This window comes from Pseudomonas sp. NPDC087336 (assembly GCF_044744285.1).
In the GTDB taxonomy this organism is placed as follows: domain Bacteria; phylum Pseudomonadota; class Gammaproteobacteria; order Pseudomonadales; family Pseudomonadaceae; genus Aquipseudomonas.
This window is the reverse complement of record NZ_JBIUYA010000021.1, coordinates 79,936-104,697: the sequence shown is the minus strand read 5'-3', so window position 1 is coordinate 104,697 and position 24,762 is coordinate 79,936. Positions and strand designations below refer to the sequence as shown.

Here is a 24,762-nt window from a genome sequence, read left to right as displayed (position 1 = left end):
CTCTCCTACAGTCGATCAGTCCAATGCCACGCTCCCCGCGAAAACATTGGGGCTGCGCTGGCAATTTAAGCAACTGACGACGACCAAGCAAGCGCTCGGGCAGAAGATAGTTCAGCCGTTTACAAACCAAGCGCTTGCTTGGTAGTCTCCCTGTATTGTTGCCGGAGGTGGTTATGGAGTTGACTGCGCCAAGAACAATTCGCATCGGTTGCGCCAGTGCCTTCTGGGGCGACACCTCGACCGCCGCCGCGCAACTGGTGGAAGGCGGGCGCCTGGACTACCTGGTCTTCGATTACCTGGCCGAAATCACCCTGTCGATCATGGCTGGCGCACGGATGAAAGATCCCCAGGCCGGCTACGCCAGCGACTTCATCGAAGTCCTCGCGCCTCTGCTCTCTCAACTGGCCGAACAAAAGATCCGCGTCATCAGCAATGCCGGCGGAGTCAATCCGCAAGCCTGTGCCGCTGCCCTGCAGGCAGCCTGCGACAAGGCCGGCGTCGCGCTGAAGATCGCCGTGCTGCTGGGCGATGACCTGCAACCGCAATTCAAACAGCTGGCCCACCTTGGCATTCATGAAATGTTCAGCGCCGCTCCCCTGCCGCCGATGTGTGTCTCGACCAACGCCTACCTGGGCGCGCCGGGCATCGTCGAAGCCCTGCGCCTGGGCGCGGACATCGTGATCACCGGGCGCGTGGTCGACAGCGCCGTGGTCAGCGGCGCGCTGGTGCATGAGTTCGGCTGGTCGTGGCACGACTACGACAAACTGGCCCAGGCGGCGCTGGCCGGGCACATCATCGAATGTGGCGCGCAATGCACCGGCGGCAACTTCACCGACTGGCGCGATGTACCCGATTACGAGCACATCGGTTTCCCCATCGTCGAAGTCAGCGCCGACAGCCAGTTCATCGTCAGCAAACCCGAAGGCACGGGCGGCCTGGTCACCCCCTTGACCGTGGGCGAACAGATGCTCTACGAGATCGGTGACCCGCGGGCCTATCTGCTGCCCGACGTGGTCTGCGATTTCACCCAGGTCAAACTCGTGCAGCAAGGCAGGAATGCGGTCCGGGTCCATGGCGCAAAAGGCTTGCCGCCCACCGCTCTGTACAAGGTCAGCGCCACGTACCCGGACGGTTTCCGCTGTACCGCCAGTTGCCTGATCGCCGGGATCGATGCGGTCGACAAGGCCCGCCGGGTCAGCGCAGCGATCATCGACAAGACCTCGCAGATGTTCAGCCAACGCGGCTGGACGCCTTACAGCGAGGTGAACATTGAACTACTCGGCAGTGAAGCCACGTACGGCCCCCACGGCCAGCGCCAGGACAGCCGCGAAGTGGTGATCAAGCTCGCGGTGCGCCATCCGCACAAACACGCATTGATCCTGTTCTCCCGGGAAATCGCCCAGGCCGCCACCGGCATGGCGCCAGGGCTGACCGGCATCGTCGGCGGCCGGCCGACGGTGTATCCGCTGATCCGCTTGTTTTCGTTCCTGATCGACAAAACCGCCTGCACGCTGGAAATTGATCTCATGGGCCAGCGCCACCCGTGCGCCCTGCCCGCCCTCGATGTGCTCGACAGCGCCGACTTGCCCGCGCCATTTGAGCCACCCCGACCCACGGGACCGGCTGACGCCAGCGTCGCCCTGGTCAAGCTAGCGGTCGCCCGCTCCGGTGACAAGGGCAACCACAGCAACATCGGCGTCATGGCCCGCGACCCGCAGTACCTGCCGTGGATCGCCGAAGCCTTGACCCCGGCAGTGATCGTCGACTGGATGAGCCATGTCCTCGACCCGATCCACGGGCGCGTCGAGCGTTGGTACTTGCCCGCCACCCACAGCCTGAATTTCCTCCTGGAAAACGCTTTGGGTGGCGGCGGCGTGGCCAGCCTGCGGATCGATCCGCAGGGCAAGGCCTTCGCCCAGCAACTGCTGGAGATCCAGATTCCGGTGCCACAGCGCATCGCCGACCAGGTCAACTAGAGGATTGCCGCCATGGCCTACGATTCGATTTTCAAAGCCGATCTGTTTGCCGGCCAGACCATCATCGTCACCGGTGGCGGCAGTGGCATTGGCCGCTGCACCGCCCACGAGCTGGCGGCCCTCGGTGCGCATGTGCTGCTGGTCGGGCGCAAGGCCGATAAGTTGAAAACCGTCGCGGCCGAAATCGCCGAAGACGGCGGCAAGGCCGACTGGGCCACCTGCGATATCCGTGAGGAAGAAGCGGTCACGCACCTTGTCAGCGAATTTATCCGCAAGCACGGCCCGATTCACGGCCTGGTCAACAACGCTGGCGGCCAGTACCCGTCGCCACTGGCCTCGATCAATCTGAAGGGTTTCGAAACCGTGATGCGCACCAATCTGCTGGGCGGATTCCTGATGGCCCGGGAAGTGTTCAACCAGTCCATGAGCAAGCACGGCGGCGCCATCGTCAACATGCTCGCCGACATGTGGGGCGGCATGCCCGGCATGGGTCACTCGGGCGCGGCGCGCTCAGGGATGGACAACCTGACCAAGACCGCCGCCTTCGAATGGGGGCACGCCGGGGTCCGGGTCAACGCCGTGGCGCCGGGCTGGATCGCGTCCAGCGGCATGGACACCTACGAAGGGGCGTTCAAGGCGGTGATTCCGACCTTGCGTGAACACGTGCCGCTCAAGCGCATCGGCACCGAATCGGAAGTCAGCGCGGCGATCGTTTTCCTGCTCAGCCCGGCCGCGGCGTTCATCAGCGGCAGCACCCTGCGCATCGACGGTGCGGCCAGCCTCGGCGGCCGGGCATGGCCGATTCACAAGGCGACCCACAGCGAGTCGTACAACGGCTTCCACCGCGCGTACTTGCCTGATGTCCTCAAGGACAAGGAATAACCCATGCCGGTGATTGAGTCGCAACTGGACCCCCACAACGAACAGTTCGCCCGCCATCGCGCGGCCATGCTGGACGCCGTCGAGCAGGTCCGCAGACTTGAACAGAACCTGTTGGACAAGGCCGCCGAGGCCAGGCCCAGGTTCGAAAAACGCGGCCAGTTGCTGCCCCGCGAACGCCTCAACCTGTTGCTCGACCCGGGTGCGCCGTTTCTCGAACTGGCCAGCCTGGCCGGCTACAAGTTGCACGACGACAAGGACGGCAGTTCGGCCGGCGGCGGCTTGATCGCCGGAATCGGCTACGTCTCGGGTGTGCGGGTGCTGGTGGTGGCCAACAACAGTGCGATCAAGGGCGGCACTATTTCCCCCTCGGGCCTGAAAAAGTCCCTGCGCCTGCAACAGATCGCCATGGAAAACAAACTGCCGGTGATCACCCTCGCCGAGAGTGGCGGCGCCAACCTCAATTATGCGGCGGAGATTTTCGTCGAAGGCGCGCGCAGCTTTGCCAACCAGGCACGGATGTCGGCCATGGGCCTGCCGCAGATTACCGTGGTCCACGGTTCGGCGACGGCCGGCGGTGCCTATCAGCCGGGGTTGTCGGACTATATGGTGGTGGTACGAGGCAAGACCAAGCTGTTCCTGGCCGGTCCGCCTCTTCTGAAAGCGGCCACCGGAGAAGTCGCCAGCGACGAGGCACTGGGCGGCGCCGAGATGCACGCACAAATCGCCGGCACCGCCGAATACATGGCCGAGAATGACGCCGACGGTGTGCGCCAGGTGCGCGAGATCGTCAGCCTGCTGCCCTGGAATGCGCGCTTGCCGGTGTTGCCTGCCAGTCAATGGCAGGAACCGCTCTACCCCATCGACGAATTGCTCGGCCTGATTCCCGATGACCCGAAAAAACCCTACGACGTGCGTGAAATCGTCGCCCGCATCGCCGATGGCTCGAACTTCCTCGAATTCAAGGCCGAGTTCGATCAGCAGACCGTTTGCGGCCAACTGAAAATCCAGGGCCGCGCCTGCGGATTCATCGGCAACAACGGCCCCATCACACCCAAGGGCGCGAGCAAGGCCGCGCAATTCATTCAGCTGTGCGACCAGAGCCAGACACCGCTGCTGTTTTTCCACAACACCACCGGCTTCATGGTCGGCACCGAATCGGAGCAGCAAGGGGTGATCAAACATGGCGCCAAGATGATCCAGGCGGTGGCCAATGCCCGGGTGCCGAAACTGACCATTGTGGTGGGCGGCTCCTATGGCGCCGGCAACTACGCGATGTGCGGCCGTGGCCTGGACCCGCGTTTCATCTTCGCCTGGCCCAACAGCCGCACCGCCGTCATGGGCGGCGCCCAGGCCGGTAAGGTGCTGCGCATCGTCACCGAGGCCAAGCAGGCCAAGGACGGCCTGGTGCCCGACCCGAAAATGCTCGACATGCTCGAACAGGTCACCGCACAGAAACTCGACAGCCAGTCCACGGCGCTTTATGGCAGCGCCAATCTGTGGGACGACGGCCTGATCGATCCACGTGACACCCGTACCCTGCTCGGTTACTTGCTGGATATCTGTCACGAGGCCGAGGTGCGGCCGTTGCAAGCCAACAGTTTTGGTGTCGCCCGGTTTTAGTTTGATCGTTCCCACGCTCTGCGTGGGAATGCAGCCGGGACGCTCCGCGTCCCAAGAGCGGACGCAGAGCGTCCATAGAGGCGTTACCACGCAGAGCGTGGGAACGATCATGGGTCAAAGGAGAACAATAAAAAATGATCTTCACCCAGGAACACGAAGCACTGCGTCGCACCGTCCGCCAGTTCGTCGATCATGAGATCAATCCACACGTCGAGGAATGGGAAAAGGCCGGGCGCTTTCCCATCCACGAGATCTTTCGCAAGGCTGGCGACCTCGGCCTGCTGGGCATTTCCAAACCGGAAAAATTCGGCGGCATGGGCCTGGACTACAGCTACTCGATCGTCGCTGCCGAAGAGTTCGGCACCATTCATTGCGGCGGGATTCCCATGTCGATCGGCGTACAGACCGACATGTGCACCCCGGCCCTGGCGCGTTTCGGTTCCGATGAGTTGCGCGATGAGTTCTTGCGCCCGGCCATCAGCGGCGCTCAGGTCGGCTGCATCGGCGTCTCCGAAGTCGGCGCCGGCTCCGACGTGGCCGGCTTGAAAACCACCGCGCGCAAGGACGGCGACGATTACGTGATCAACGGCAGCAAGATGTGGATCACCAACTCGCCGAGCGCCGATTTCATCTGCCTGCTGGCCAACACCTCGGACGACAAACCGCACATCAACAAGTCGCTGATCATGGTACCGATGAACACGCCGGGCATCAGCCTCAGCTCGCACCTGGACAAACTGGGCATGCGCAGCTCGGAAACCGCCCAGGTGTTTTTCGATAACGTGCGGGTGCCGCAGCGCAATCGCATCGGTCACGAAGGCGCGGGGTTCATGATGCAGATGCTGCAGTTCCAGGAGGAACGCTTGTTCGGTGCGGCCAACATGATCAAGGGCCTGGAGTATTGCGTCGACAGCACCATCGAGTATTGCAAGGAGCGCAAAACCTTTGGCAGTGCGCTGATCGACAACCAGGTCATTCACTTTCGCCTGGCCGAACTGCAAACCGAGATCGAATGCCTGCGAGCACTGGTCTATCAAGCCACCGAGCAATACATCAAGGGCCAGGACGTCACGCGCCTGGCGTCCATGGCCAAGCTCAAGGCCGGTCGCCTGGGCCGCGAGGTCAGCGACAGCTGCCTGCAGTACTGGGGCGGCATGGGCTTCATGTGGGACAACCCGGTGGCCCGCGCCTACCGCGATGTGCGCCTGGTGTCGATCGGCGGCGGTGCCGACGAAATCATGCTGGGGATCATCTGCAAGCTCATGGGCATCCTGCCGGGGAAAAACAAATGAGTACCCTGCCGATTTGCCAGACCCTGCTGCTCGAACTGCACAACGGTGTGCTGCACATCACCCTCAACCGACCGGACTGTCGTAACGCCATGAGCCTGCAGATGGTCAGCGAACTGCGTGCGGTGCTGGCGGCGGTGCACGATGACCGGGGGATCAGGGCCTTGGTGATCGGCGGTGCCGGCGGGCATTTCTGTGCCGGCGGCGACATCAAGGACATGGCCAACGCACGCGCTCAAGGACCGGGCGCACACCGCGACTTGAATCGGTTGTTCGGTGCGTTGCTGCAAGAGGTGCAGCACGCGCCGCAAGTGGTGATCACCGTCCTGCAAGGGGCGGTGCTTGGTGGTGGCTTCGGCCTGGCCTGTGTCAGCGATATTGCCCTGGCCGATCACCAGGCGCAGTTCGGCCTGCCGGAAACCAGCCTCGGCCTGTTGCCAGCGCAGATCGCGCCGTTCGTGGTGCAGCGCATCGGCCTGACCCAGGCCCGCCGCCTGGCCCTGACCGCGGCACGTTTCGACGGCTCCCAGGCACGGCGGATGGGGCTGGTGCATTTTGTCGAGCACGATGCCCAGGCGCTGGCCGAGCGCCTCGATGAAGTGCTGGCCCATGTGCTGTGTTGTGCGCCCGGGGCGAATGCGGCGACCAAGAAACTGTTGCTGGCGAGTGCCGGGCAACCGTCCGACGCCCTGCTGGATCAGGCAGCCGAATGGTTCAGCGAAGCGGTGACCGGGGCTGAAGGGGTCGAGGGGACCCTGGCTTTTGTGCAAAAACGTAAGCCGGGGTGGGCCTCTTAAAAGCTTCGCTGGCAAGCCAGCTCCTACAAGGGTCTGCGTCGCACACAAAACCTGTAGGAGCTGGCTTGCCAGCGAAGAGGCCCGAACATTCACCGCACCTCCAAGGGAACGCACCATGCCCGGATTCAACAAAATCCTGATCGCCAACCGCGGTGAAATCGCCTGCCGCATCCAGCGCACCGCCCAGGCCCTGGGCTACCGCACGGTCGCCGTGTTCAGCGATGCCGACGCCGATGCCCTGCATGTGCAAATGGCCGACGAAGCGGTAAACATCGGCCCGGCCCCGGTGCAACAGTCCTACCTGAACACCCAGGCGATCATCGACGCCGCCCGACGTACCGGGGCTGACGCCATTCATCCGGGCTACGGTTTCCTTTCGGAAAATGCCGCTTTCGCCCGCGCCTGCCAGGACGCCGGCATCACCTTCATCGGGCCCAGCCCCGAAGCCATTGAACTGATGGGCAGCAAACGCCGATCGAAAATCGCCATGCTCGATGCCGGCGTGCCCTGCATCGAGGGTTATCAGGGGGCCGAACAGGACGATGCCACCCTGATCCACGAAGCCGGGCGCATCGGCTACCCGCTGATGATCAAGGCCAGTGCCGGCGGCGGTGGGCGTGGCATGCGCCTGGTGCATGGGGCCCGCGACCTGGCGCAACAGCTGCGCAGCGCTCGCTCCGAAGCCCTGCACGGCTTTGGCAGTGACGAGCTGATCCTCGAGCAGGCGTTGATCGAACCACGCCACGTCGAGGTGCAACTGTTCGGCGACTCGCACGGCAACCTGATCTACCTGGGCGAGCGCGACTGCTCGATCCAGCGTCGCCACCAGAAAGTCATCGAAGAGGCCCCCTGCCCCGTGATGACGATTCAGTTGCGCCAGGCCATGGGCGAAGCGGCGCTCAAGGCCGGGCGCGCGATCAACTATGTCGGCGCGGGCACGGTGGAATTCCTGCTGGATGCGCGCGGACAGTTTTACTTCCTGGAAATGAACACGCGGCTGCAAGTGGAACATCCGGTGACCGAACTCATCACCGGACTGGACCTGGTGGCCTGGCAGTTGAACATCGCCCAGGGGCAAGCGCTGCCGCTATGTCAGGAGGACGTGCAACTCAAGGGACATGCCATGGAGGTGCGCTTGTACGCGGAGGACCCTGCCCAAGGTTTCCTGCCACAAACCGGACGAATCGCGGCATGGGAACCGTGCTTGCAGGACGGCGTGCGGGTCGACCATGGACTGGTCGAAGGCCAGGACATCAGCCCGTTCTACGACCCGATGCTGGGCAAAATCATTGCCCACGGCCAGACCCGTGAAGAGGCCCGGCGCAAGTTACTGCGCGCCGTGCAGGACTGCGTGTTGCTGGGGGTACAGAGCAACCAGCGCCTGCTCGCCAGCCTGCTGCAACATCCACAATTCATCGACGGCGAATTCAGCACCGGGTTCATCGAGCAACATTTCGCCGAGCATCCCTGTTTGCAGCGCCAGGTGCCGAGTGCCGAACACCTGGCGATTGCCGCGGCGCTGTTCCATCAGGCCTGCGCGCAAGCGCATCCGGTGGCGCTGGCCGGTTGGCGCAACAACGCCAGCGTGCCGCTGCACTATCGCCTCGCACTGGACGATCAGGACTGGCCGGTGGCGTTGCACGCGGTACCCGGTGAACCGCTGCGGATTGAAGTCGCCAGTCGCCACCTCGAACTGAAGATCATCCAGAGCGACGGCCGCTGGGCCACCGTGCAAATCGACGGCATCCGCCAGTGCCATGCCTACCGCCTGGAGGCCGGGCACCTCTGGTTGTACGCAGACTCAGGCAGCCTGCGCCTGGTCGATCGCACTCAAGCGCCAGTCTGCAGCCAGGCCAGTGTCAGCTGTGGCACCCTCAAGGCACCGATGGACGGCGCGGTCATCGATGTGCTGGTCAGTGAAGGCAGCAAGGTCAGCAAAGGCCAATTGCTGGTGGTGCTGGAAGCCATGAAAATGGAGCACCCGCTCAAGTCCGGCATCGACGGCGTGCTCAAACGCTTGCAGGTGCAGGTCGGCGACCAGGTGAAAAATCGTCAGATCCTGCTGGAGGTCGAATAAGCCGCTAGGCGTAACCGTCGGCTTTGGCTACGCTCAAGCCCTATCAGCATGCGGATACCGGGAACCCTGCGATGCCTCACTGGTTGGTCATTGATCTGGAAGCCACCACCGATGAGGGTGGTTGGCCCATTACGGAAATGGAAATCATCGAAATCGGTGCCACCCTGGTGGATCACAAAGGCCGAGAGCTGGATTTTTTCCAGCGTTTCGTGCGTCCTTTGCGGCGCCCCTTGTTGACGCCGTTTTGCCGGGAGTTGACGCACATCACCCAGGCCAACATCGATGCCGCACAGCCCTTGGGCGAAGTCTGGGCGGCGTTCGAGCGCTGGTTGGGCCAACATCACTCGCGGCTTGAAGGTTGGGTCAGCTGGGGCGACTACGATCGCAAACAGTTGCTCCAGGATTGGCAGCGCCTGGCAGTCGATAGCGCTTTGAGCCAGGTGCCGCACATGAACCTCAAGCAGCGCTTTGCCAAGGCCCGGCGCCTGGAACGACCGTTGGGGCTCAACGGCGCCCTGCAACTGGCGGGACTGCAGTTCAGCGGCCAGCAACACCGGGCGCTGGAAGACGCGCGCAATACCGCACGCCTGTTGCCCCTTGTCCTTGCGCTTTAGAGAGGTGACTAGGTCTTGGGCCTTGTGCATACTGGCCAGCCCTTTTTAGTCCTTTTCGAGGAATCGCCCATGTTTAAAGTCAACGAGTACTTCGACGGCACCGTCAAGTCGATCGCCTTTGGCACTGCTGAAGGTCCAGCGACCATCGGCGTCATGGCTCCGGGCGAATACGAGTTTGGCACCAGCCAGCGTGAAATCATGCACGTGGTGTCCGGCGCCCTGACCGTCAAGCTCCCGGACAGCAGCGACTGGGAAACCTTCGCCGCCGGCAGCCAGTTCAACGTGCCAGCCAACAGCAAGTTCCAGCTCAAAGTGGCCGTCGACACCGCCTACCTGTGCGAATACCGCGGCTAAAACCCCGGGCTCACCAAAAAAATGCCCGTGTCCATCGACACGGGCATTTTTCATTGAAGGGCATTTATTCGAGCACGGTGACCGGCATGCCGACTTCGAGCCGGCCATTACCGTCGTTGACCAGATTCTGCCCAAACATCGCACCCTCGGCCTGTGCACGGTACTTCTGCAAGGTGGCCAAGGGTTCGCGGTCAGCGCTACGCTCGCCGGTTTGCGGGTCGATGGTGGTCAGGATGCAGCGTGAACAGGACTTGACGACGCGGAACTCGACATCGCCGATGCGCAGGCGCTTCCAGCCATCCTCGGCATACGCCTCGCTGCCCTCGATCACCAGGTTTGGCCGAAAGCGCAGCATCTCCAGCGGACGCCCGACGCGTTGCGACAAATCGACAAGCGACGCCTGGCCAATCAGCAAAAGCGGGAAGCCATCGGCGAAGGCAACCTGATCGTCGTCCTTGCCATAGCCCGATTCGGTGGTGCGTGCGCGGTCCAGTGGCACCTGCACCAGGCGCGTCGGCTTGCCGATGAACCGGCTGACCCAGGCGGCCGCCGCATCGCCGGCATCGGGCACGCGCAAGCTGTCACGCCAGATGGTCACGCCACGCAGTTGAGCATCACTGGCGGGCAAGGCGACATTGATCGGCGCATGGCCGGGAGCGCCGAGGGTCAAACCACCCTCGGCATTCCACAACGCCGACAGCTGGCTCATCTGCGCCACCGCTCGCTGGGTCAAAAAGCGTCCGCTGGCTTCATCCACCAACATCCAGCGTCGATCGCCGTCCAGTCCCAGCTTGTCGAGGCCGACCTGTTGCAGGATCTCCCCTTTGCCGGATTTCAACGGATAACGATACAGCGCGCTCAGACGCAACATGGCCAGCTCCCTGATGGACAAAAACGCCACCCTATACGAGCTTGATCACCGAATCAAAGCCCCAATCAAGGTATCGGGTGCAGCCGAAAAATCCTGGCTGGCTGTCAGGCCGGCACCGCATCCAGCATCAGGCGCTCACGCACCACGTCGACAAGCTTGTCCGGCTGGAACTTGGAGAGGAAATTGTCGCAGCCAACCTTCTTGACCATCGATTCGTTGAAACTGCCGGACAGCGACGTATGCAGCACCACATAGAGGCCGCGCAACCGTGGATCGTTGCGAATTTCGGTGGTCAGGCGATAGCCATCCATTTCCGGCATTTCCGCATCGGTGAACACCATCAGCAGTTTGTCGGTCATGTTGACGCCGGTATCCGCCCAGGCCTTGAGCATATTCAATGCCTTCAAGCCATCGCTGGCGATGTGCATCTTCACGCCCAACTGCCCCAGGGTATCGCGCAATTGCGCCAGGGCCACATTCGAGTCATCCACCAGTAGCACCTCGCGGCCACGGGCGCGTGCCAACAGCGGATCTTCGAGCTTTTCCCGGGAAACCTTGGCGCTGTAAGGCACGATTTCTGCGAGGACTTTCTCGACGTCGATGATCTCCACCAACTGGTCATCGACCTTGCTGATGGCGGTCAGGTAATGCTGGCGACCGGCGCTGCCGGGTGGCGGCAGAATCGCTTCCCAGTTCATGTTGACGATGCGGTCCACCCCACCGACCAGGAAGGCTTGCACCGAACGGTTGTACTCCGTGACGATGATCGTGCTCCCAGGGCCTGGCACCAAAGGACGCATACCGATGGCCTGGGACAGGTCGATGACCGGCAGGGTCTGGCCGCGCAGGTTGACCACGCCGCAAACGAACGGGTGACGCTGGGGCATCAGTGTCAGTTTCGGCAGTTGGAGGACTTCCTGTACTTTAAACACGTTGATCGCGAACAGTTGCCGCCCGGCAAGCCGGAACATGAGAATTTCCAGGCGATTCTCACCCACAAGTTGCGTACGCTGATCTACCGTATCGAGAATGCCGGCCATCGATGACTCCTGGGCTTGTTCGGATGAATTCACTGGATAGAGGGGTATCGGCTGTTGTTGCCGGACCTTGACCCCTTGGCAAATGCCGCGCTCGGACATTGATGTCACATTAACATCATGCTTTACTGGCGTTGTTATTTCATCTATCGCATTTTTTCGCCACGACCCCGATCCGTGCAATTGGTTCCCCTATGTAAGGGATTCCCCTAGCAACAATCAGGTGCAACCTGATGTTCGCAATATCCAATAGCCATTAATGTGACGCCATTCTCATTGCATGAAATGGAGTAGGGCATTTGTGCGCGATTGAAAACCGGTGGCCAGCCACCCTCTCAAGCGTTCATCGCGCCCTTGAGCCGTCCAGAGCGGGAACTCGAGATATCAGGTTTACATTGCCCTCGTCGACATACACGACACCCTCCTCATTTGATATGACGTTGTGGAGATAAGCATGCCGAACAATCGTAAAGAGTGGGCAAAGCGTATTCCGGAGTTTATCGTCGAGGCTGAAACGCTCTTGGCCAGAACCGAGGAATGCCTGAGTCATCTGCAATTGATCAGCAATGACCCGGACGCCATTGACTGCATGCTCAGCACACTGCTCAAACTGGCCACCAAGGCCGATGCCCTGGCTCTCGCCGCCGTGTCGGAATTTTCATTACATATCCATGGCTTGCTCAATCATGCCCAGAGCCACATGGAGCTGCACGACGAGGCCCTGGATGCACTCAAGGACTGCCTGACGCTGATCGCCTGGCAACTTGAACTGATCGACCAGAACACCGGTCAGCTCAGCCTCGATGAAACGGAACAGGCCACCCTGATCGAAGCCTTTGCGCTCCAGGTAGGCCAGAGCCAGTTTCGCCCCCCGGTTAACTCCAGGCCGTTCACACTCCTTTCTTATTCAGAACGCCAAGCTTAACTTCCCCCCATTACGTCCAGTTGCGAGATGACTGCATCACAAGATTCATGTCGCAATTGAATACTTCATATCTGCCAGCGACATCTCGCAACAAGTAACTATTGCTTGTACAAGAGTTCGCCTGCCTGATTCGATTTTCGGGTATGTATCGACCCGCAATAATCGAAACCAGCGCGACGCTATCCACATTCCCGCGTGTTTATTTCCCTACCTCTCGGTCATTTATCACGGGCGCGACCAACGGTATCCGAAGTGGTATTATGCCGCCCAATAGTTGACGTCAATTAACGGCGACGATGGAAGCCAATAAGTTCCAGGGCTAATTTCTTATACAAAACCCTGTTTTTCTTATACAAAATTCCGCTGGAGTCGAAGGCTGACAATAAAATCATCGATCTGTCAGCGCACATGACCGATCGGCCCGCAACGAACATCCATTGGCTCCATCCGCTATGTACGCCAGCCTCAAGTCACTCGCCAAATGGCCACCCTCCCGAGAAAACGCACGCAGGTTCACGCTGTTACTGTGCGTCGGCTCGACGCTCGGCAGCCTTCTGGTCTTTAGCCTGTCTGCGCGTCTGCCGCTGAGCCTGCTGGTGCTCAATATTGCTGCTCTGGGCTGCGTCTGGGTGCAGTACCGCCTGTCACGCAAGTCGATCAAGTTCCAGCCCCAGGAGTTGGCCGAGCGGTTGCTGCAAGTCCAGGAAAACGAACGTCACCGCCTCAGTCGGGAATTGCACGACGACATCGGCCAGTTGCTGACCGCAGCCAAACTCCAGAGTGACTGGCTCAAGCGCAGGATGCCCGAAGAACTCCAGGGGCAATGCTCGGTGCTGTGCGACACGCTGGAGGAAACCCTCGCCAAAGTTCGCGATGTCTCGGCCATCCTCAACCCCCGGCAACTGACCAGCCTTGGGTTGGAAGCCAGCCTGCGGGCGCATTTGCTCAAGACCCTGGGCAACACCCCGGTGCACTGGAGCCTGGAGTGCCATCAACGGCTGACCGGGATCCCGGAAGAAATGGCGGTGGCGGCCTTTCGTATCACCCAGGAGGCCGTCACCAACATGCTGCGCCATGCCCAGGCGCAAAACCTGTTGGTCTGCCTGCGGCGTTTGCCCCAGGGCCTGGCATTGATGATCAGTGACGATGGCCTGGGTTTCGCGCCCGCCACCGACCCGGGGCGTGAAGGACAGCGTGGAATGGCCGGGATGTCGGAACGGATCAAGCAACTGGGCGGCACGCTTACCGTGACCAGCGAGCCAGGCAAAGGCACTCAAATCGAAGCCCTCTTCCCATGGGCGCCGCGTGCGTTCGAACGGGCCAGTACGAATAAGGTTATACATTGACTTGTAACTTACTCCTGGTGGATGACCACTCGCTGATCAGGGCTGGCGTGCGCGCCCTGGTGCTGGACCTTCCTGGCTATGCGGTGATCGGCGAGGCCGACGATGGCTCGCAGTTGCTCGAGATGGTCCAGCAACTGTCCCCGGATATCGTGCTGCTGGATATTTCAATGAAGCAGACAGGCGGCCTCGAAGCCTTGCAACGGCTCAAGCGGGTCCGTCCGCAGAGCAAGGTGCTGATCCTGTCGATGCACACCGACCCGGCACTGATCATGCAGGCCCTGGAATCGGGTGCCCATGGGTATCTGCTCAAGGACACCACGGCCACCGAACTGGAACACGCGCTGCACGCCTTGCGTAACAATGAGCGCTACCTGAGCCCGGCCATCGCCCATACCGTGATTACCCAGGCATTGAACCGGACCCAGAAAAACCAGGTGGGCCCCGCAGACTCACACAACCTGACAGCTCGCCAGCTGGAAATCCTGCGGCTGATCGTGCGTGGGAAATCCACCCGGGAAATCGCCAACGGCCTGGGTCTGAGCGTCAAGACGGTCGAAACCCATCGCTCGCAAGTCATGAAGCGCTTGCAAATCTTTGACGTGGCCGGCCTGGTATTGTTCGCCGTGCGAGAGCAGATCATCAGTCTGGACGACTAACCGCGCTTGCCCCCCTCAACAAGGGGGACTGCTCGGGCAAATGCACCCGCAACGCTGCCGGCCGGGCCGAGAACCGCAGGCTGTCACCCTCCAGCGGCTCCCCATCGAGGTTGATGCACAGCCCCTCCGAGGCTTTGATCTCAACCCATGGCAGACGGGCGCGAACGAACATGCTATCGATTCCGAAACCATCGGCCAGCAGGTCTTTCAAAGTGCTCAACAGCTCCTGGGGTGCCGGCAGTATGCTGATGTCCAGCATCCCGTCATCTACCAACGCCTGCGGGCAGAGCACATGCCCACCGCCCGCCTGCCGACCATTGCCGATCCCCAGGGCCAGCAACTCGCCGCTCCAGTGGAAATCCGGTCCCTGCAGCTCACCATACGCCGCATGCAATTCACTGAAACGCGATAAGCCGGTGAACAGATACGCCGCACCGCCCAAAACCTTTTTCAGTTCCTCGGAGGTATTGGCCGTGACCTGACTGCCAAAGCCACCGGTGGCCATGTTCAGGAACACCTGCCCCCCGACTTCACCCAGGTCGATGGCACTGGGGGCAACGTCCAGCAGCGCCAGTGCCTGATCCGGCTCCAGCGGGACACCGGCGGCACGGGCAAAATCGTTGGCGGTACCCAGCGGCATCAGCACCAGGCTGGCCTGCTGCGACTGCCCGGCCATGGCTTCGGCAATATCGCGCAGCGTGCCATCGCCGCCACCGGCGATGATCTGCCGGTACCCTGCCTCCAGCGCTTCGCCGACCAGCCGCTGCGCATCGCCGGCCTCCCAGGTCAACCGAACGGCCAGCTCCCAGCCTTGTTCACGCTTGCTGTCGACGGCGGCCCGAACCGCTTCGTTGAGTGCCTGCTTGCCATGCAAGATCAACAGCGCCTTGCGTTCGCTCATTGTCGTCACTCCCATCATTGAAGGCGTATGGGACATGTGACCTTGCCACCCTGCGAAAAAGTCGAAAAAACTGATTTTTCTTACAAAACGTGAGGAATCGGCTCAATTGACCAGAAATGGCGATTGGTACACTTTTGTGTCAGCGGTTTTCAGTCATCAGCAGGACAGACACAAGGACGTGCAATGCAACAACATGACATCAGGTCACCGGCGATTTCGGTGGTGCCGCTCGCAATGAAACGGGCCGATCATCAAGCCGAACTCGTCAGCCATGCACAATCCAGCGGAGAAGTTGATATGCCACCTCGCGTCAACGAGCTTGAGACACACCTCGACACCCTGCGCAGCGATCTGGAAAAGATTCGCAGTGACATCAAGTCCGTCAGGTACAGGCTTGCCTATTCGTCGGGCGGAACGGCCGTTGTCCTGGGGCTGATGGGCTGGATCGCCAACAGCCGTTTTGATCAGGTCGTATCACTGCTGGCTCCCTGAGCCGCCTTGCCTGCAAACCCGGCCGATCGACCGGGCTTGCCAACCTGGCGGCGGCCAGACTCAGCCCAACACCTCGCTCAGCGGGATGAAGTACACGTAATCGCCCGTCACCAGCGTTCGCTCCTCCATGACCTCGACCAGTCCATCGGCCCAGGCCGCGCTGCGCAGCACACCGGAACTCTGATTACGGTAAATGATGGCCCGGCCGTTCTCCAGGCGACCACGCAGGTACTCGCGTCGGTTGCCGGCCTTGGGCCAGTCGAACCCAGCCTGCACTTGTACCTTGAGTGGCTCCACCTCGAGGACACCCATGCGTCGCAGCAGATAAGGCCTTGCCAGCAAGGCAAAGGTCACCAGGGTCGAGGCTGGATTGCCCGGCAAGCCGATCACCGGCACGCCTCGAAAATGCCCGAAAGTCAGGGGTTTTCCGGGTTTGATGGCGAGCTTCCATAGCGCCAGCTCGCCTTCTTCTCTCAGGGCGATGCCCAGAAAGTCGGCCTCCCCCACCGATACACCACCGGTCGAGAGAATCAGGTCGACATCCCCCAACTCGCCCAAGCGCGCGCGCGTGGTGGCCAGGTCATCCGGCAGGATCCCGGCGTCTATCACCTCGCAACCCAGGCGCTGCAACCAGCTGCAGAGCAAAACACGGTTGCTGTTGTAGATCTGCCCTGGCCCCAGCACCTGCCCCGGCTCGATCAGTTCATCCCCAGTGGACAGCACCGCCACGCGCACCTTGCGAATCACTTCCAGCTCGGCACACCCCAGGGAGGCTGCCAGGCCTTGTTCGATCGGGCCCAACCGCGTGCCCGCCGGCAGGACCTGTTCGCCAACGGTGGTTTCCTGGCCTTGCGGACGAATGTTCTGCCCAAGAACCAGGGCTTCGGTGAAACGTACACGTCCATCCGCCAGGACTTCGGCATTCTCCTGCATCTCGACGCAATCTGCGCCCGGTGGCACAGGTGCCCCGGTGAAGATTCGTGCACAGGTGCCCGGCGTCAACGCAACAGGGGCCTGGCCAGCAAAGACTTTCTGACTGACGACCAGCGGCTCTGCGCTCCAGTCGGCCACGCGCAAGGCATAACCATCCATCGCGCTATTGGGCCACGGCGGCAGATCGAGGGTCGACAGCAGATCATCGGCCAGCACCCGACCCTGGACCTGCGCCAATGGCAAACGCTCGCGCTCGACAATCCGTGAGGCGTCGGCCATTTCCAGCAAACGTGCCAGGGCCACTTCGACCGGCATCAGGGTACCGGTCTTGCCCGGCTTACCCGCGGGATTCACAGGGTGCCGCCTGTTTCAGGTGAGTCACGAAATTGCACGGGCGATGCCGCGAATCCAGCTGCTCGCCAAGAATGCCATCCCAACCGGTGCGTACTGCATTGGTCGACCCCGGCAGGCAGCACACCAGCGTGCCATTGGCCAGGCCGGCCAAGGCGCGGGACTGGACGGTCGAGGTGCCGATGTCCGCCACCGATATCTGGCGGAACAATTCACCAAAACCATCGACTTGCTTATCGAGCAGGCAGCTCACCGCTTCCGGCGTGCTGTCGCGACCGGTGAAGCCAGTGCCGCCGGTGATCAGGACCACCTGTACGACTTCGTCGGCGATCCAGTTGGCAACTTGCGCGCGAATCTTGTAGAGGTCATCTTTGAGCAAGACCCGGCAGGCCAGGTTGTGTCCGGCAGCCGTCAGGCGGTCAACGAAGAGCTGGCCTGAGGTATCGGTTTCCAGGGTACGGGTATCGCTGACCGTCAGCACCGCGATGTTGAGCGGCGCGAAAGGTACATCAGCCTTGGCTTTCATAGGCTCGTCCAGTTGTAGGAGAAACAGCCCGGTGTTATATCACAGCGCCCCCATTTTTCGCCGCCCCCATGGAGACCTGTCATGACTTCGAACCCAGCGTTGCCACCCTGCTCCATTTTGCTCCTGGCAGGCGGCCGTGGCCAACGCATGGGCGGCCGGGACAAAGGATTGCTGGAATGGCACGGCGAGCCGCTGATTGCGCATCTGCACCGCAAGACGCGCGCGCTGAGCGATGACTTGATCGTTTCATGCAACAGGAACCTGGAAAAGTACGCGCCATACGCCGATCAGTTGGTGCATGACGACGAAGGCGACTTTCCCGGACCATTGGCGGGCATTCGTGCCGGTCTCAACGCGGCCCGTCACAATCATCTGCTAGTCTTGCCTTGTGATGTCCCGCGCATCGACCAGGCACTGCTGAGCAGCATGCGCGAAGCCGCCAGCCAGCATCCCGACAAACCCTTGATGCTGCGCCATGACGGCCACTGGGAGCCGTTGCTGTGCATTATTCCAGTGGCACTGCGCGCTGATTTCGAAACCGCCTGGAAGGAAGGTGAACGCAGCCCTGGTCGACTCATGCGCAAGCTGGGCGCTACTGCATTGCAGTGCCCCGACAATGATCCGCGCCTGGCGAACCTCAATACGCCCGAACTGTTAAGCACGTCGGACACTGTGTCAGACTGAGTACCAAGGAACTTGCACGCGCTGTTTACGTCTCAAGCCCAGTAACCAAAAGAATTCATTTTCGGAGACACTTCCATGACTCAACGGACCCTGGCCACTTTCATGCTCGCATTGGGCCTCGCTACCCTCGCCGGTTGCGCATCGCCTACCGTGATCACCTTGAATGACGGTCGCGAAATCCAGGCCGTCGACACGCCAAACTACGACAACGAATCGGGCTTCTACGAATTCGAACAGCTGGATGGCAAGCAGACCCGCATCAACAAGGATCAGGTTCGTACCGTCAAAGAGTTGTAATCTTCGCGGCGACTACCGGATACATGAAAATGCCCCGACTTGTCGGGGCATTTTTGTTTGCATCTGAAAAACCCGGTGTCATGGGTTCGGCTCATTGTTCAGTTTATCCACCCGGGCCAGTGCCTGGGTGGCTTCGGTGATGCATTTCTTGTCATCCTTGGCGGCCCGGGCCGCCTCTGCGCTGGCCTGCATCCGCTTGATTTCCATGGTGGTGTTTTCGGACGTGGCAGGCAGGCTGGTGACTTTGTCCTTGAGTTCCTGCAGCTTGATGGTGCACAGGTCGTTGTCCGCGGCAAAAACGGGAGAGGCCAACAGGGCGGTGCAAATCAACATTCCAACGAAAACGGTGCGTTTCATGAAAATCTCCTTGCATGGGAGGTCACGGGACGCCGGAAAACGTTGCGGCTGTACCGAGTTCATAGAACGCCACAGGCGTGGCGCCTGATCAAAAGACTCCAGACCTGCGCATAAATTCGATTTTATTGAATTCCTTGTTCACCATTGCAGCGTGATTGCGCTCTCGAATTCCCTGTTCTGGCCGGTGACCGGGTCTACAAACTTCAGCCCCTGGGCCAGCAGTTTCAGCGGGTTGGCGTAGTCATCTTCCACGTCCTTGAGCACCCGAGGATAAAACGGGTCGTTGCAGATACTGGCGCCCAGGGCTGTCATATGCACCCGCAACTGATGCTTCTTGCCCGTTACCGGATAAAGCCCATAACGCCACAGATCACCGTTTTTTTCCCTGACTTCGACAGCCGTCTCGGTATTGCTCGCGCCCGGACCTTCCTGCATGCGGAAGAAAGGCTCGCCATTGATGAGCCGGCTCTTGTGCACCAGCGGGAAGGTCAGCTCAGGCAACGCCCGGGCAATGGCCTCGTAGCGCTTTTCGATTTGCCGCGTTGGAAACAACGACTGATACGCCGAGCGGCTTTGCGGGTCGGCGGAAAACAGCACAAGCCCCGCCGTATGCCGGTCGATGCGATGCAAGGGCACCAGATGCGGGTTATCCAGGCGACGGATAAGGCGGCGCAACAAGGTCTGTTCGACGTATTCACCCGCCGGGGTCACGGGTAGGAAATGTGGTTTGTCCGCCACGACCAGATGCTCGTCCGCGTAGAGGATCGACTCGACCACCGGGATCGGTTTTTCGTCCGGCACTTCGCGAAAATAGTGAATCCGCAGGCCTTCCTTGTAAGGCAGGTCCAAGGCAATCGGTGCGCCCTGCCCATCGAGCACGCGGCCGCGAGCAATTCTGTCCAGCCACTGTTCACGACCGATGGCGCTGAAGTGCTCGCACAGGCAATCGAAAACGGTCTGCCACGGGCCGGGCGGCAAGTACAGCGTGCTGGCCTGGCTGTGTGCAGCAGAAAATGATGAAGTGGACATACAAAAGCTCTTACCTTGAATGCAAGGCGGCATTATCCAACAGCGGCGCAAACGAACCTAGTGCAGAATCCTCAAGCCGGGATCTGCGCACGCCCCGCGGCCTCGGTGTACTCCTTGAGCCAGCGCAGCACGTCGACCGCCTCCCAGCGACCCGGGTCATACAATGCGTACAGCAAACCTTGATAACCCACGACATCCAACTGCCGGTGATAGCCTGCGCGCTGAAACAAGGCTTCGATTTCAGCAAAACAGGTATTGAAATGCAGCTTGTTGAAGGGCGTTTTGCCTTCCGTCACTAAACCGTCCAGGCGCAATTCGGCGACGGCTTCACGTATCACATCCACCGACATGCGGTTAACGCTGTTCTTTAATTGTTCGACATTAACCACGACTGACCCTCTCACGCCCGGATTAGCCTCGCTGAACGCCGAAATCAGCGGCGGCAAGGCAACAACCCGAATAACTGTATGCGCATACAGTATCCGAATCGCATCAGTTTAGCCAAGGGGTTTGTTCGACGGGCGGAACACGCCCTCAATCGTTTAACGCAGAAAGGCAACGACCTCGTCGGCACTGAAGGGCCAACCCAGTTCCGCGCCGTTATCGACCCGACGCAGCACCGGAATCCGCAGGCTATAGGCCTGGAACCATGTTTCGTCCTCAGCGATGTCCACCAGCTCCACCAGCAAGCCACGCTCGACAAATTCCATCAACATGGCTTCGGCCACTTCACAGAGATGGCACCCGAGCGTGCCGAACAGCTGACATTCAGGAAGCATGAGCGCTCTACCAGGAAATTAAGAGCCTATTCTAGGCCTGCCCCGAAATGCCGTCGAGCCAATGAACCCACGGCTAATCCTGACTGACGGCGCCGATCTTGTGCACCGACAAGTCCGCGCCGTAATACTCTTCTTCCTGGCTCAGGCGCAAACCATGGAACGCCTTGATCACGCCATACACCGCAAAACCACCGGCCAGCGCCACCACCACACCCAGTGCAGTACCGATCAACTGGCTGACCAGGCTCACACCCCCCAGCCCACCCAAGGTCGTCTTGCCGAAAATTCCGCAGGCGATCCCGCCCCACGCGCCGCACAGACCGTGCAGCGGCCACACGCCCAACACGTCATCGATGTGCCATTTGCCTTGCGCGGCAGTAAAGCACCAGACAAACAGCGCCCCGGCGATGGCACCGGTAACCAGCGCGCCTACCGGGTGCATCAGGTCGGAGCCGGCACAGATTGCCACCAGGCCAGCCAGTGGGCCGTTGTGCAGAAAGCCCGGGTCATTGCGCCCGACGATCAGCGCCGCCACCGTACCGCCGACCATGGCCATCAGCGAGTTCACCGCGACCAGCCCGCTGACCCCTTGCAGGGTTTGCGCGCTCATCACGTTGAAGCCGAACCAGCCGACGATGAGAATCCACGAGCCCAATGCCAGAAACGGGATGCTCGACGGCGCGAACGCCACCAGCTTCCCTTCGCGATAACGCCCATTGCGCGGTCCCAACAACAGCACCGCGGCAAGCGCCAGCCAACCGCCCATGGCGTGCACCACCACGGAACCGGCGAAATCATGGAAGCTGGCACCGAAGCGCTCTTGCAGCCAGGCCTGCAAACCCAGGTTGCCGTTCCATATCATGCCCTCGAAGAAGGGATAGATGAACGCCACGATCAGCGCTGTCGCGCACAATTGCGGGACGAACCGGGCACGCTCGGCGATGCCCCCGGAAATAATCGCCGGGATCGCCGCGGCAAAGGTCAGCAGGAAGAAAAATTTCACCAGGCCATAGCCGTGATCGGCACTGATCACGGCCGCCGGCTGCATGAAGGTAACCCCATAGGAGATCCAATAGCCTATAAAGAAGTAGGCCAGGGTCGAAACGGCGAAGTCGCTGAGGATTTTCGACAAGGCGTTGACCTGGTTTTTTTGCCGGACCGTACCGACCTCGAGAAAGGCGAAGCCAGCGTGCATGGCCAGCACCATGACCGCACCGATCAGGATGAACAACGTATTGGAGCTATGGACCAGGGTGTCCACAGCGCTTTGCAGATTTTCCATGGATTTGGCAGACCTTAAGGCTGAAAAAAGCACCAAAGCAGTTCGCGCGGGCAATCCATGCACCAAGTTGAGACTTGTCGATTCGACCAAATCTCTCCCGATGAACCGTTTTGGAGCACGGGGTTCATCAAGGCCAATCACGACCGGGACATTTGCGCGGGTTTCGATTGTTTGAGTTAAAGTTTTACTGTCATCTCGCCCAGCAACAGCGCAACGGCGCGGGCAGACGCACCAGGACACAGCAAAAGTTGTACCAGTCATTTGTACTGAACCTTCGCACAAGGCTCATACTCGAACGTTTCAGACGCCACTTATGGAGATCACCAATGGCCAGCATCAAGGCAAAGACTGCTCAAGAAATCCTGATGAGCGATTTTCAGGCACTGGTCAGCGATACCGAACGGTTGCTGGAACACACCGCCTCCCTGGCCGGTGACCAGGCCGATGAATTGCGCGACCAGATCCACGACAGTCTGCTGCGTGCACGTGAAACCCTGAAGCTGACCGAAGACTCCCTGCGCGAACGCGGCAAGGCTGCCGTGACCGCCACCGAGGACTATGTCCAGGCTAACCCATGGCAATCGGTTGGCATCGCGGCCGGCGTGGGCTTCCTGATTGGCCTGCTGGCAACTCGGCGCTGATATGGCGATCGATGAATCCGGCTCGTCCGGAACAGGCCCAAGTTCATCACCGCGGCGCCTGGGTGCCGCTTTCCTTGGACTGCTGCACAGCCATGTCGAATTGTTCGGCATCGAACTGCAGGAACAAAAAGCCCGCACCGTGAGCCTGTTGCTGTTTGCAGGCCTGGCGCTGGTGTTTGCCTTGCTATTGCTGGTGGGGTTGTCGACCTTGGTGCTGATCCTGTTTTGGGACACTTACCGCCTGGCCGCCATCATCTCGCTCTGCGTGTTCTACAGCCTTGCCTGCGTCTTCTGCGCAATGCGCCTACGAGCCGCGATCTTCGATGAATCCTCGCCCTTCCATGGCACGTTGGAAGAGCTGGCCAATGATCGGGAGCGCCTGCTGCCATGAACCTGCCTGAACTGCCTCGAAATAGCTCGCGCACGGAAATGCGCAAGGCACTGATCCGCCTGCGCATGGAAATGCATCGCCAGGAGATCCGCCACGAATCCGCGCAACTGCTGCAACCTTTGCAGCGAGTGCGTGGCATGACCCAGAACCTGCAGGACGGGTTCGGCATCAAGCATGCTCCGCTGTGGGGCGTCGCCGCTGTCACCCTGCTGGGTTTTCTGAGCGGAAAGGGCGCCAAGAATGGCACCGGCCTGGGCAGCCTGGCCCGACTGCTCCGCTTGGGCACTACCCTGGCGCCTCTGATCAAGCTGGTCTTGCAGGGTTCTTCGCACAAACACTGACCCTGTCAGAACTGGCTACATTCTTGCAGTACCCACGGGATTGAACCTCTTCATCGAGGGGGTCAATCCTGCGTGCCTACCCGGTGACCAGGCTTTATCCAAAAACAAGATCCATCAAGGAGGCCTTGTGATCCACGGGCAACCGCTCGCCTGTTTTCAGCCGTTCATCGATACCGCCACGGGCCGTATCGCCGGCGTGGAGGCTTTGGGTCGACTGCGCCAGGCCAACGGCCAACTGGCGTCGGTGGGGCCGCTGTTCGCTGATCCCCGAACCAACGCCGTTGCCCTGCGTCGTCTGGACCGCCAGCTACGCGACAACGCGCTGAGTCGCTTGCATGAAGCGCCCGGCGACTGGTTTCTCAGCCTGAACATTTCCCCACGCTGGATCAGCCGCCTGCGCCCGGACCAACCGTTGCCGAGCCTCGCACAACTGCAAAAACACGGTGTCGACCCGCAGCGCATCGTTTTCGAAATCACTGAACTGGGTGGCGACATCCAGCGTCTGGCACAAGTGGTGACGCGTTACCGGCAAGCCGGCGCGCGGATCGCCATCGATGATTTCGGCGCCGGCTACTCTCAGCTCGATCGGGTACTGGCGTTGCAACCGGACATCCTCAAACTCGATATGCGCCTGTTCCAGGCAGCGGCGCTGGGCGGGCCGAGCAGCGATGTGGTCAAGGCGCTGGCACAAATGGCGGAAAAAACCGGTTGCTGGATCATCGCCGAAGGCGTGGAAACCGAAGCACAGCTGAATTTTGCCCTGGAGTGCGGCTCACGTTACGTCCAGGGTTTTTTATTTGCCGGGGCACAAGCGGACTTCTTTGCCGCTGACGCCTTCGTCGAGCGCTTTGCGTACCTGCGTCAACGCTACGTGCAACAAAAGCTGGCCGAGCGCGCTCGCCTGAAGATCATGCGCCAGCAACTCAGTGAACTGATGGCGATCCTGCAGGACTGGGCACAGGTTTGCTCGCCCCTGAGCGCCCTGCCACAACTGGATGCCTTTCCCTGGCTGCTGCGTTTCTACCAGTGCGACCGTCACGGTACGCAGCTGACGCCCAACCTGGAATGGCGCAATAACGGTTGGGTCGCCGACAATCGCTACCTGGGCCATAACTGGTCGTGGCGTCCGTACTTCTATCACCTGCTGGCCCAGGGTTGGGAAGAGCGTCATCTGACCCTCTCCAATACCTATCGCGACGCCACCAGCAATCAGTACTGCCTCACCGCCGGGCAGTTTTTCGACAACGGCGAACGCCTGTTGCTCATCGATATCGATGCAGTAGGGCTGTAGTGACACTTGCAGGTACCGATGCG

28 protein-coding genes are annotated in these 24,762 nt (G+C 60.8%); 18 read left to right on the top strand and 10 right to left on the bottom strand.

The features are described 5' to 3' along the window. Nucleotides 1-173 precede the first annotated feature (173 nt). The 8 genes from ACIO0C_RS20940 (at nt 174) to ACIO0C_RS20905 (ending at nt 9,609) form a co-directional block, all read left to right on the top strand. The gene (locus ACIO0C_RS20940) at nt 174-1,976 is read left to right on the top strand and encodes an acyclic terpene utilization AtuA family protein (RefSeq protein WP_401314938.1); all 1,803 of its coding nucleotides are present in this window, start codon (nt 174-176) and stop codon (nt 1,974-1,976) included. Nucleotides 1,977-1,988: 12 nt separating this feature from the next. Further along, nucleotides 1,989-2,858 (top strand): SDR family oxidoreductase, encoded by an 870-nt coding sequence (locus tag ACIO0C_RS20935; RefSeq protein ID WP_401314937.1) that lies wholly within the window; start codon nt 1,989-1,991, stop codon nt 2,856-2,858. 3 nt (nt 2,859-2,861) lie between these two features. Beyond that, on the top strand, nt 2,862-4,478 hold the full coding sequence (gene atuC, locus ACIO0C_RS20930; protein WP_401314936.1) for a geranyl-CoA carboxylase subunit beta: 1,617 nt from the start codon (nt 2,862-2,864) through the stop codon (nt 4,476-4,478). Nucleotides 4,479-4,612: 134 nt separating this feature from the next. After that, nucleotides 4,613-5,770, top strand: a complete 1,158-nt coding sequence (atuD, locus tag ACIO0C_RS20925) for a citronellyl-CoA dehydrogenase (RefSeq protein WP_401314934.1) — start codon at nt 4,613-4,615, stop codon at nt 5,768-5,770. Continuing rightward, nucleotides 5,767-6,564 (top strand): enoyl-CoA hydratase/isomerase family protein, encoded by a 798-nt coding sequence (locus tag ACIO0C_RS20920; protein ID WP_401314932.1) that lies wholly within the window; start codon nt 5,767-5,769, stop codon nt 6,562-6,564. Before atuD ends, ACIO0C_RS20920 begins: the two co-directional genes overlap by 4 nt. Before the next feature lie 115 nt (nt 6,565-6,679). Further along, on the top strand, nt 6,680-8,641 hold the full coding sequence (locus ACIO0C_RS20915) for an acetyl/propionyl/methylcrotonyl-CoA carboxylase subunit alpha (protein ID WP_401314931.1): 1,962 nt from the start codon (nt 6,680-6,682) through the stop codon (nt 8,639-8,641). A 71-nt stretch (nt 8,642-8,712) separates the two neighbouring features. Further along, nucleotides 8,713-9,255, top strand: a complete 543-nt coding sequence (locus ACIO0C_RS20910; protein WP_401314930.1) for an exonuclease domain-containing protein — start codon at nt 8,713-8,715, stop codon at nt 9,253-9,255. A gap of 69 nt (nt 9,256-9,324) precedes the next feature. Beyond that, complete coding sequence (locus ACIO0C_RS20905) at nt 9,325-9,609, top strand: pyrimidine/purine nucleoside phosphorylase (protein ID WP_007940055.1); 285 nt, start codon at nt 9,325-9,327, stop codon at nt 9,607-9,609. A 64-nt stretch (nt 9,610-9,673) separates the two neighbouring features. On the opposite strand, the gene ACIO0C_RS20900 is transcribed toward ACIO0C_RS20905, so the two are convergent. Beyond that, nucleotides 9,674-10,480, bottom strand: coding sequence for an MOSC domain-containing protein (locus tag ACIO0C_RS20900; protein ID WP_401314928.1), 807 nt, complete (start codon nt 10,478-10,480; stop codon nt 9,674-9,676). Nucleotides 10,481-10,584: 104 nt separating this feature from the next. Next, nucleotides 10,585-11,520: a chemotaxis protein CheV gene (locus tag ACIO0C_RS20895; protein WP_401314927.1), complete on the bottom strand. Its 936-nt coding sequence runs from the start codon at nt 11,518-11,520 to the stop codon at nt 10,585-10,587. Between the two features lie 451 nt (nt 11,521-11,971). Here ACIO0C_RS20895 and ACIO0C_RS20890 point away from each other — a divergent pair, with 451 nt between their 5' ends. The 3 genes from ACIO0C_RS20890 to ACIO0C_RS20880 all read left to right on the top strand — a co-directional run bounded on the left by ACIO0C_RS20890 (nt 11,972) and on the right by ACIO0C_RS20880 (nt 14,444). Beyond that, nucleotides 11,972-12,442, top strand: coding sequence for a hypothetical protein (locus tag ACIO0C_RS20890; protein ID WP_401314925.1), 471 nt, complete (start codon nt 11,972-11,974; stop codon nt 12,440-12,442). Between the two features lie 452 nt (nt 12,443-12,894). Further along, nucleotides 12,895-13,788 (top strand): sensor histidine kinase, encoded by an 894-nt coding sequence (locus ACIO0C_RS20885; RefSeq protein ID WP_401314965.1) that lies wholly within the window; start codon nt 12,895-12,897, stop codon nt 13,786-13,788. Continuing rightward, a complete protein-coding gene (locus ACIO0C_RS20880) occupies nt 13,785-14,444 on the top strand; it encodes a response regulator (RefSeq protein WP_401314923.1) in 660 nt (219 codons plus the stop codon). Before ACIO0C_RS20885 ends, ACIO0C_RS20880 begins: the two co-directional genes overlap by 4 nt. On the opposite strand, the gene yegS is transcribed toward ACIO0C_RS20880, so the two are convergent. Further along, nucleotides 14,428-15,345, bottom strand: a complete 918-nt coding sequence (gene yegS, locus ACIO0C_RS20875; RefSeq protein ID WP_401314921.1) for a lipid kinase YegS — start codon at nt 15,343-15,345, stop codon at nt 14,428-14,430. The genes ACIO0C_RS20880 and yegS overlap by 17 nt on opposite strands. A gap of 183 nt (nt 15,346-15,528) precedes the next feature. Between yegS and ACIO0C_RS20870 the strand changes: the two genes are divergently transcribed. After that, complete coding sequence (locus ACIO0C_RS20870) at nt 15,529-15,837, top strand: hypothetical protein (protein WP_401314919.1); 309 nt, start codon at nt 15,529-15,531, stop codon at nt 15,835-15,837. 60 nt (nt 15,838-15,897) lie between these two features. Here the strand turns inward: ACIO0C_RS20870 and glp are convergent, their stop codons facing one another. Next, nucleotides 15,898-17,085, bottom strand: a complete 1,188-nt coding sequence (gene glp, locus ACIO0C_RS20865) for a gephyrin-like molybdotransferase Glp (RefSeq protein WP_401314963.1) — start codon at nt 17,083-17,085, stop codon at nt 15,898-15,900. Nucleotides 17,086-17,107: 22 nt separating this feature from the next. Continuing rightward, on the bottom strand, nt 17,108-17,647 hold the full coding sequence (gene moaB / locus ACIO0C_RS20860) for a molybdenum cofactor biosynthesis protein B (protein WP_008055114.1): 540 nt from the start codon (nt 17,645-17,647) through the stop codon (nt 17,108-17,110). A gap of 81 nt (nt 17,648-17,728) precedes the next feature. Here moaB and mobA point away from each other — a divergent pair, with 81 nt between their 5' ends. Then, entirely contained in the window at nt 17,729-18,331 is a 603-nt protein-coding gene (gene mobA / locus ACIO0C_RS20855) for a molybdenum cofactor guanylyltransferase MobA (RefSeq protein WP_401314918.1), read from the top strand. A 75-nt stretch (nt 18,332-18,406) separates the two neighbouring features. Further along, nucleotides 18,407-18,628: a YgdI/YgdR family lipoprotein gene (locus tag ACIO0C_RS20850; RefSeq protein ID WP_401314916.1), complete on the top strand. Its 222-nt coding sequence runs from the start codon at nt 18,407-18,409 to the stop codon at nt 18,626-18,628. 78 nt (nt 18,629-18,706) lie between these two features. On the opposite strand, the gene ACIO0C_RS20845 is transcribed toward ACIO0C_RS20850, so the two are convergent. From ACIO0C_RS20845 to ACIO0C_RS20825, 5 genes are all read right to left on the bottom strand, one after another. Next, the gene (locus tag ACIO0C_RS20845; RefSeq protein ID WP_401314915.1) at nt 18,707-18,985 is read right to left on the bottom strand and encodes a hypothetical protein; all 279 of its coding nucleotides are present in this window, start codon (nt 18,983-18,985) and stop codon (nt 18,707-18,709) included. A 138-nt stretch (nt 18,986-19,123) separates the two neighbouring features. Next, on the bottom strand, nt 19,124-20,014 hold the full coding sequence (locus ACIO0C_RS20840) for a pseudouridine synthase (protein ID WP_401314914.1): 891 nt from the start codon (nt 20,012-20,014) through the stop codon (nt 19,124-19,126). Between the two features lie 71 nt (nt 20,015-20,085). After that, entirely contained in the window at nt 20,086-20,403 is a 318-nt protein-coding gene (locus tag ACIO0C_RS20835) for a transcriptional regulator (RefSeq protein WP_401314961.1), read from the bottom strand. 153 nt (nt 20,404-20,556) lie between these two features. After that, nucleotides 20,557-20,793 (bottom strand): glutaredoxin family protein, encoded by a 237-nt coding sequence (locus tag ACIO0C_RS20830; protein WP_401314913.1) that lies wholly within the window; start codon nt 20,791-20,793, stop codon nt 20,557-20,559. 73 nt (nt 20,794-20,866) lie between these two features. Continuing rightward, nucleotides 20,867-22,075: an ammonium transporter gene (locus ACIO0C_RS20825; protein ID WP_008055106.1), complete on the bottom strand. Its 1,209-nt coding sequence runs from the start codon at nt 22,073-22,075 to the stop codon at nt 20,867-20,869. 326 nt (nt 22,076-22,401) lie between these two features. On the opposite strand from ACIO0C_RS20825, the gene ACIO0C_RS20820 reads away from it, so the two are divergent. The 4 genes from ACIO0C_RS20820 to ACIO0C_RS20805 all read left to right on the top strand — a co-directional run bounded on the left by ACIO0C_RS20820 (nt 22,402) and on the right by ACIO0C_RS20805 (nt 24,739). Next, nucleotides 22,402-22,716 carry a YqjD family protein gene (locus ACIO0C_RS20820; RefSeq protein ID WP_401314911.1) on the top strand — a complete coding sequence of 105 codons (315 nt, stop codon included), beginning with the start codon at nt 22,402-22,404 and terminating at the stop codon, nt 22,714-22,716. A gap of 1 nt (nt 22,717) precedes the next feature. After that, on the top strand, nt 22,718-23,107 hold the full coding sequence (locus tag ACIO0C_RS20815) for a phage holin family protein (protein WP_008055104.1): 390 nt from the start codon (nt 22,718-22,720) through the stop codon (nt 23,105-23,107). Further along, nucleotides 23,104-23,448, top strand: coding sequence for a hypothetical protein (locus tag ACIO0C_RS20810; RefSeq protein ID WP_401314909.1), 345 nt, complete (start codon nt 23,104-23,106; stop codon nt 23,446-23,448). Before ACIO0C_RS20815 ends, ACIO0C_RS20810 begins: the two co-directional genes overlap by 4 nt. Nucleotides 23,449-23,575: 127 nt before the next feature. Next, nucleotides 23,576-24,739, top strand: a complete 1,164-nt coding sequence (locus ACIO0C_RS20805; protein ID WP_401314907.1) for an EAL domain-containing protein — start codon at nt 23,576-23,578, stop codon at nt 24,737-24,739. Nucleotides 24,740-24,762 lie beyond the last annotated feature (23 nt).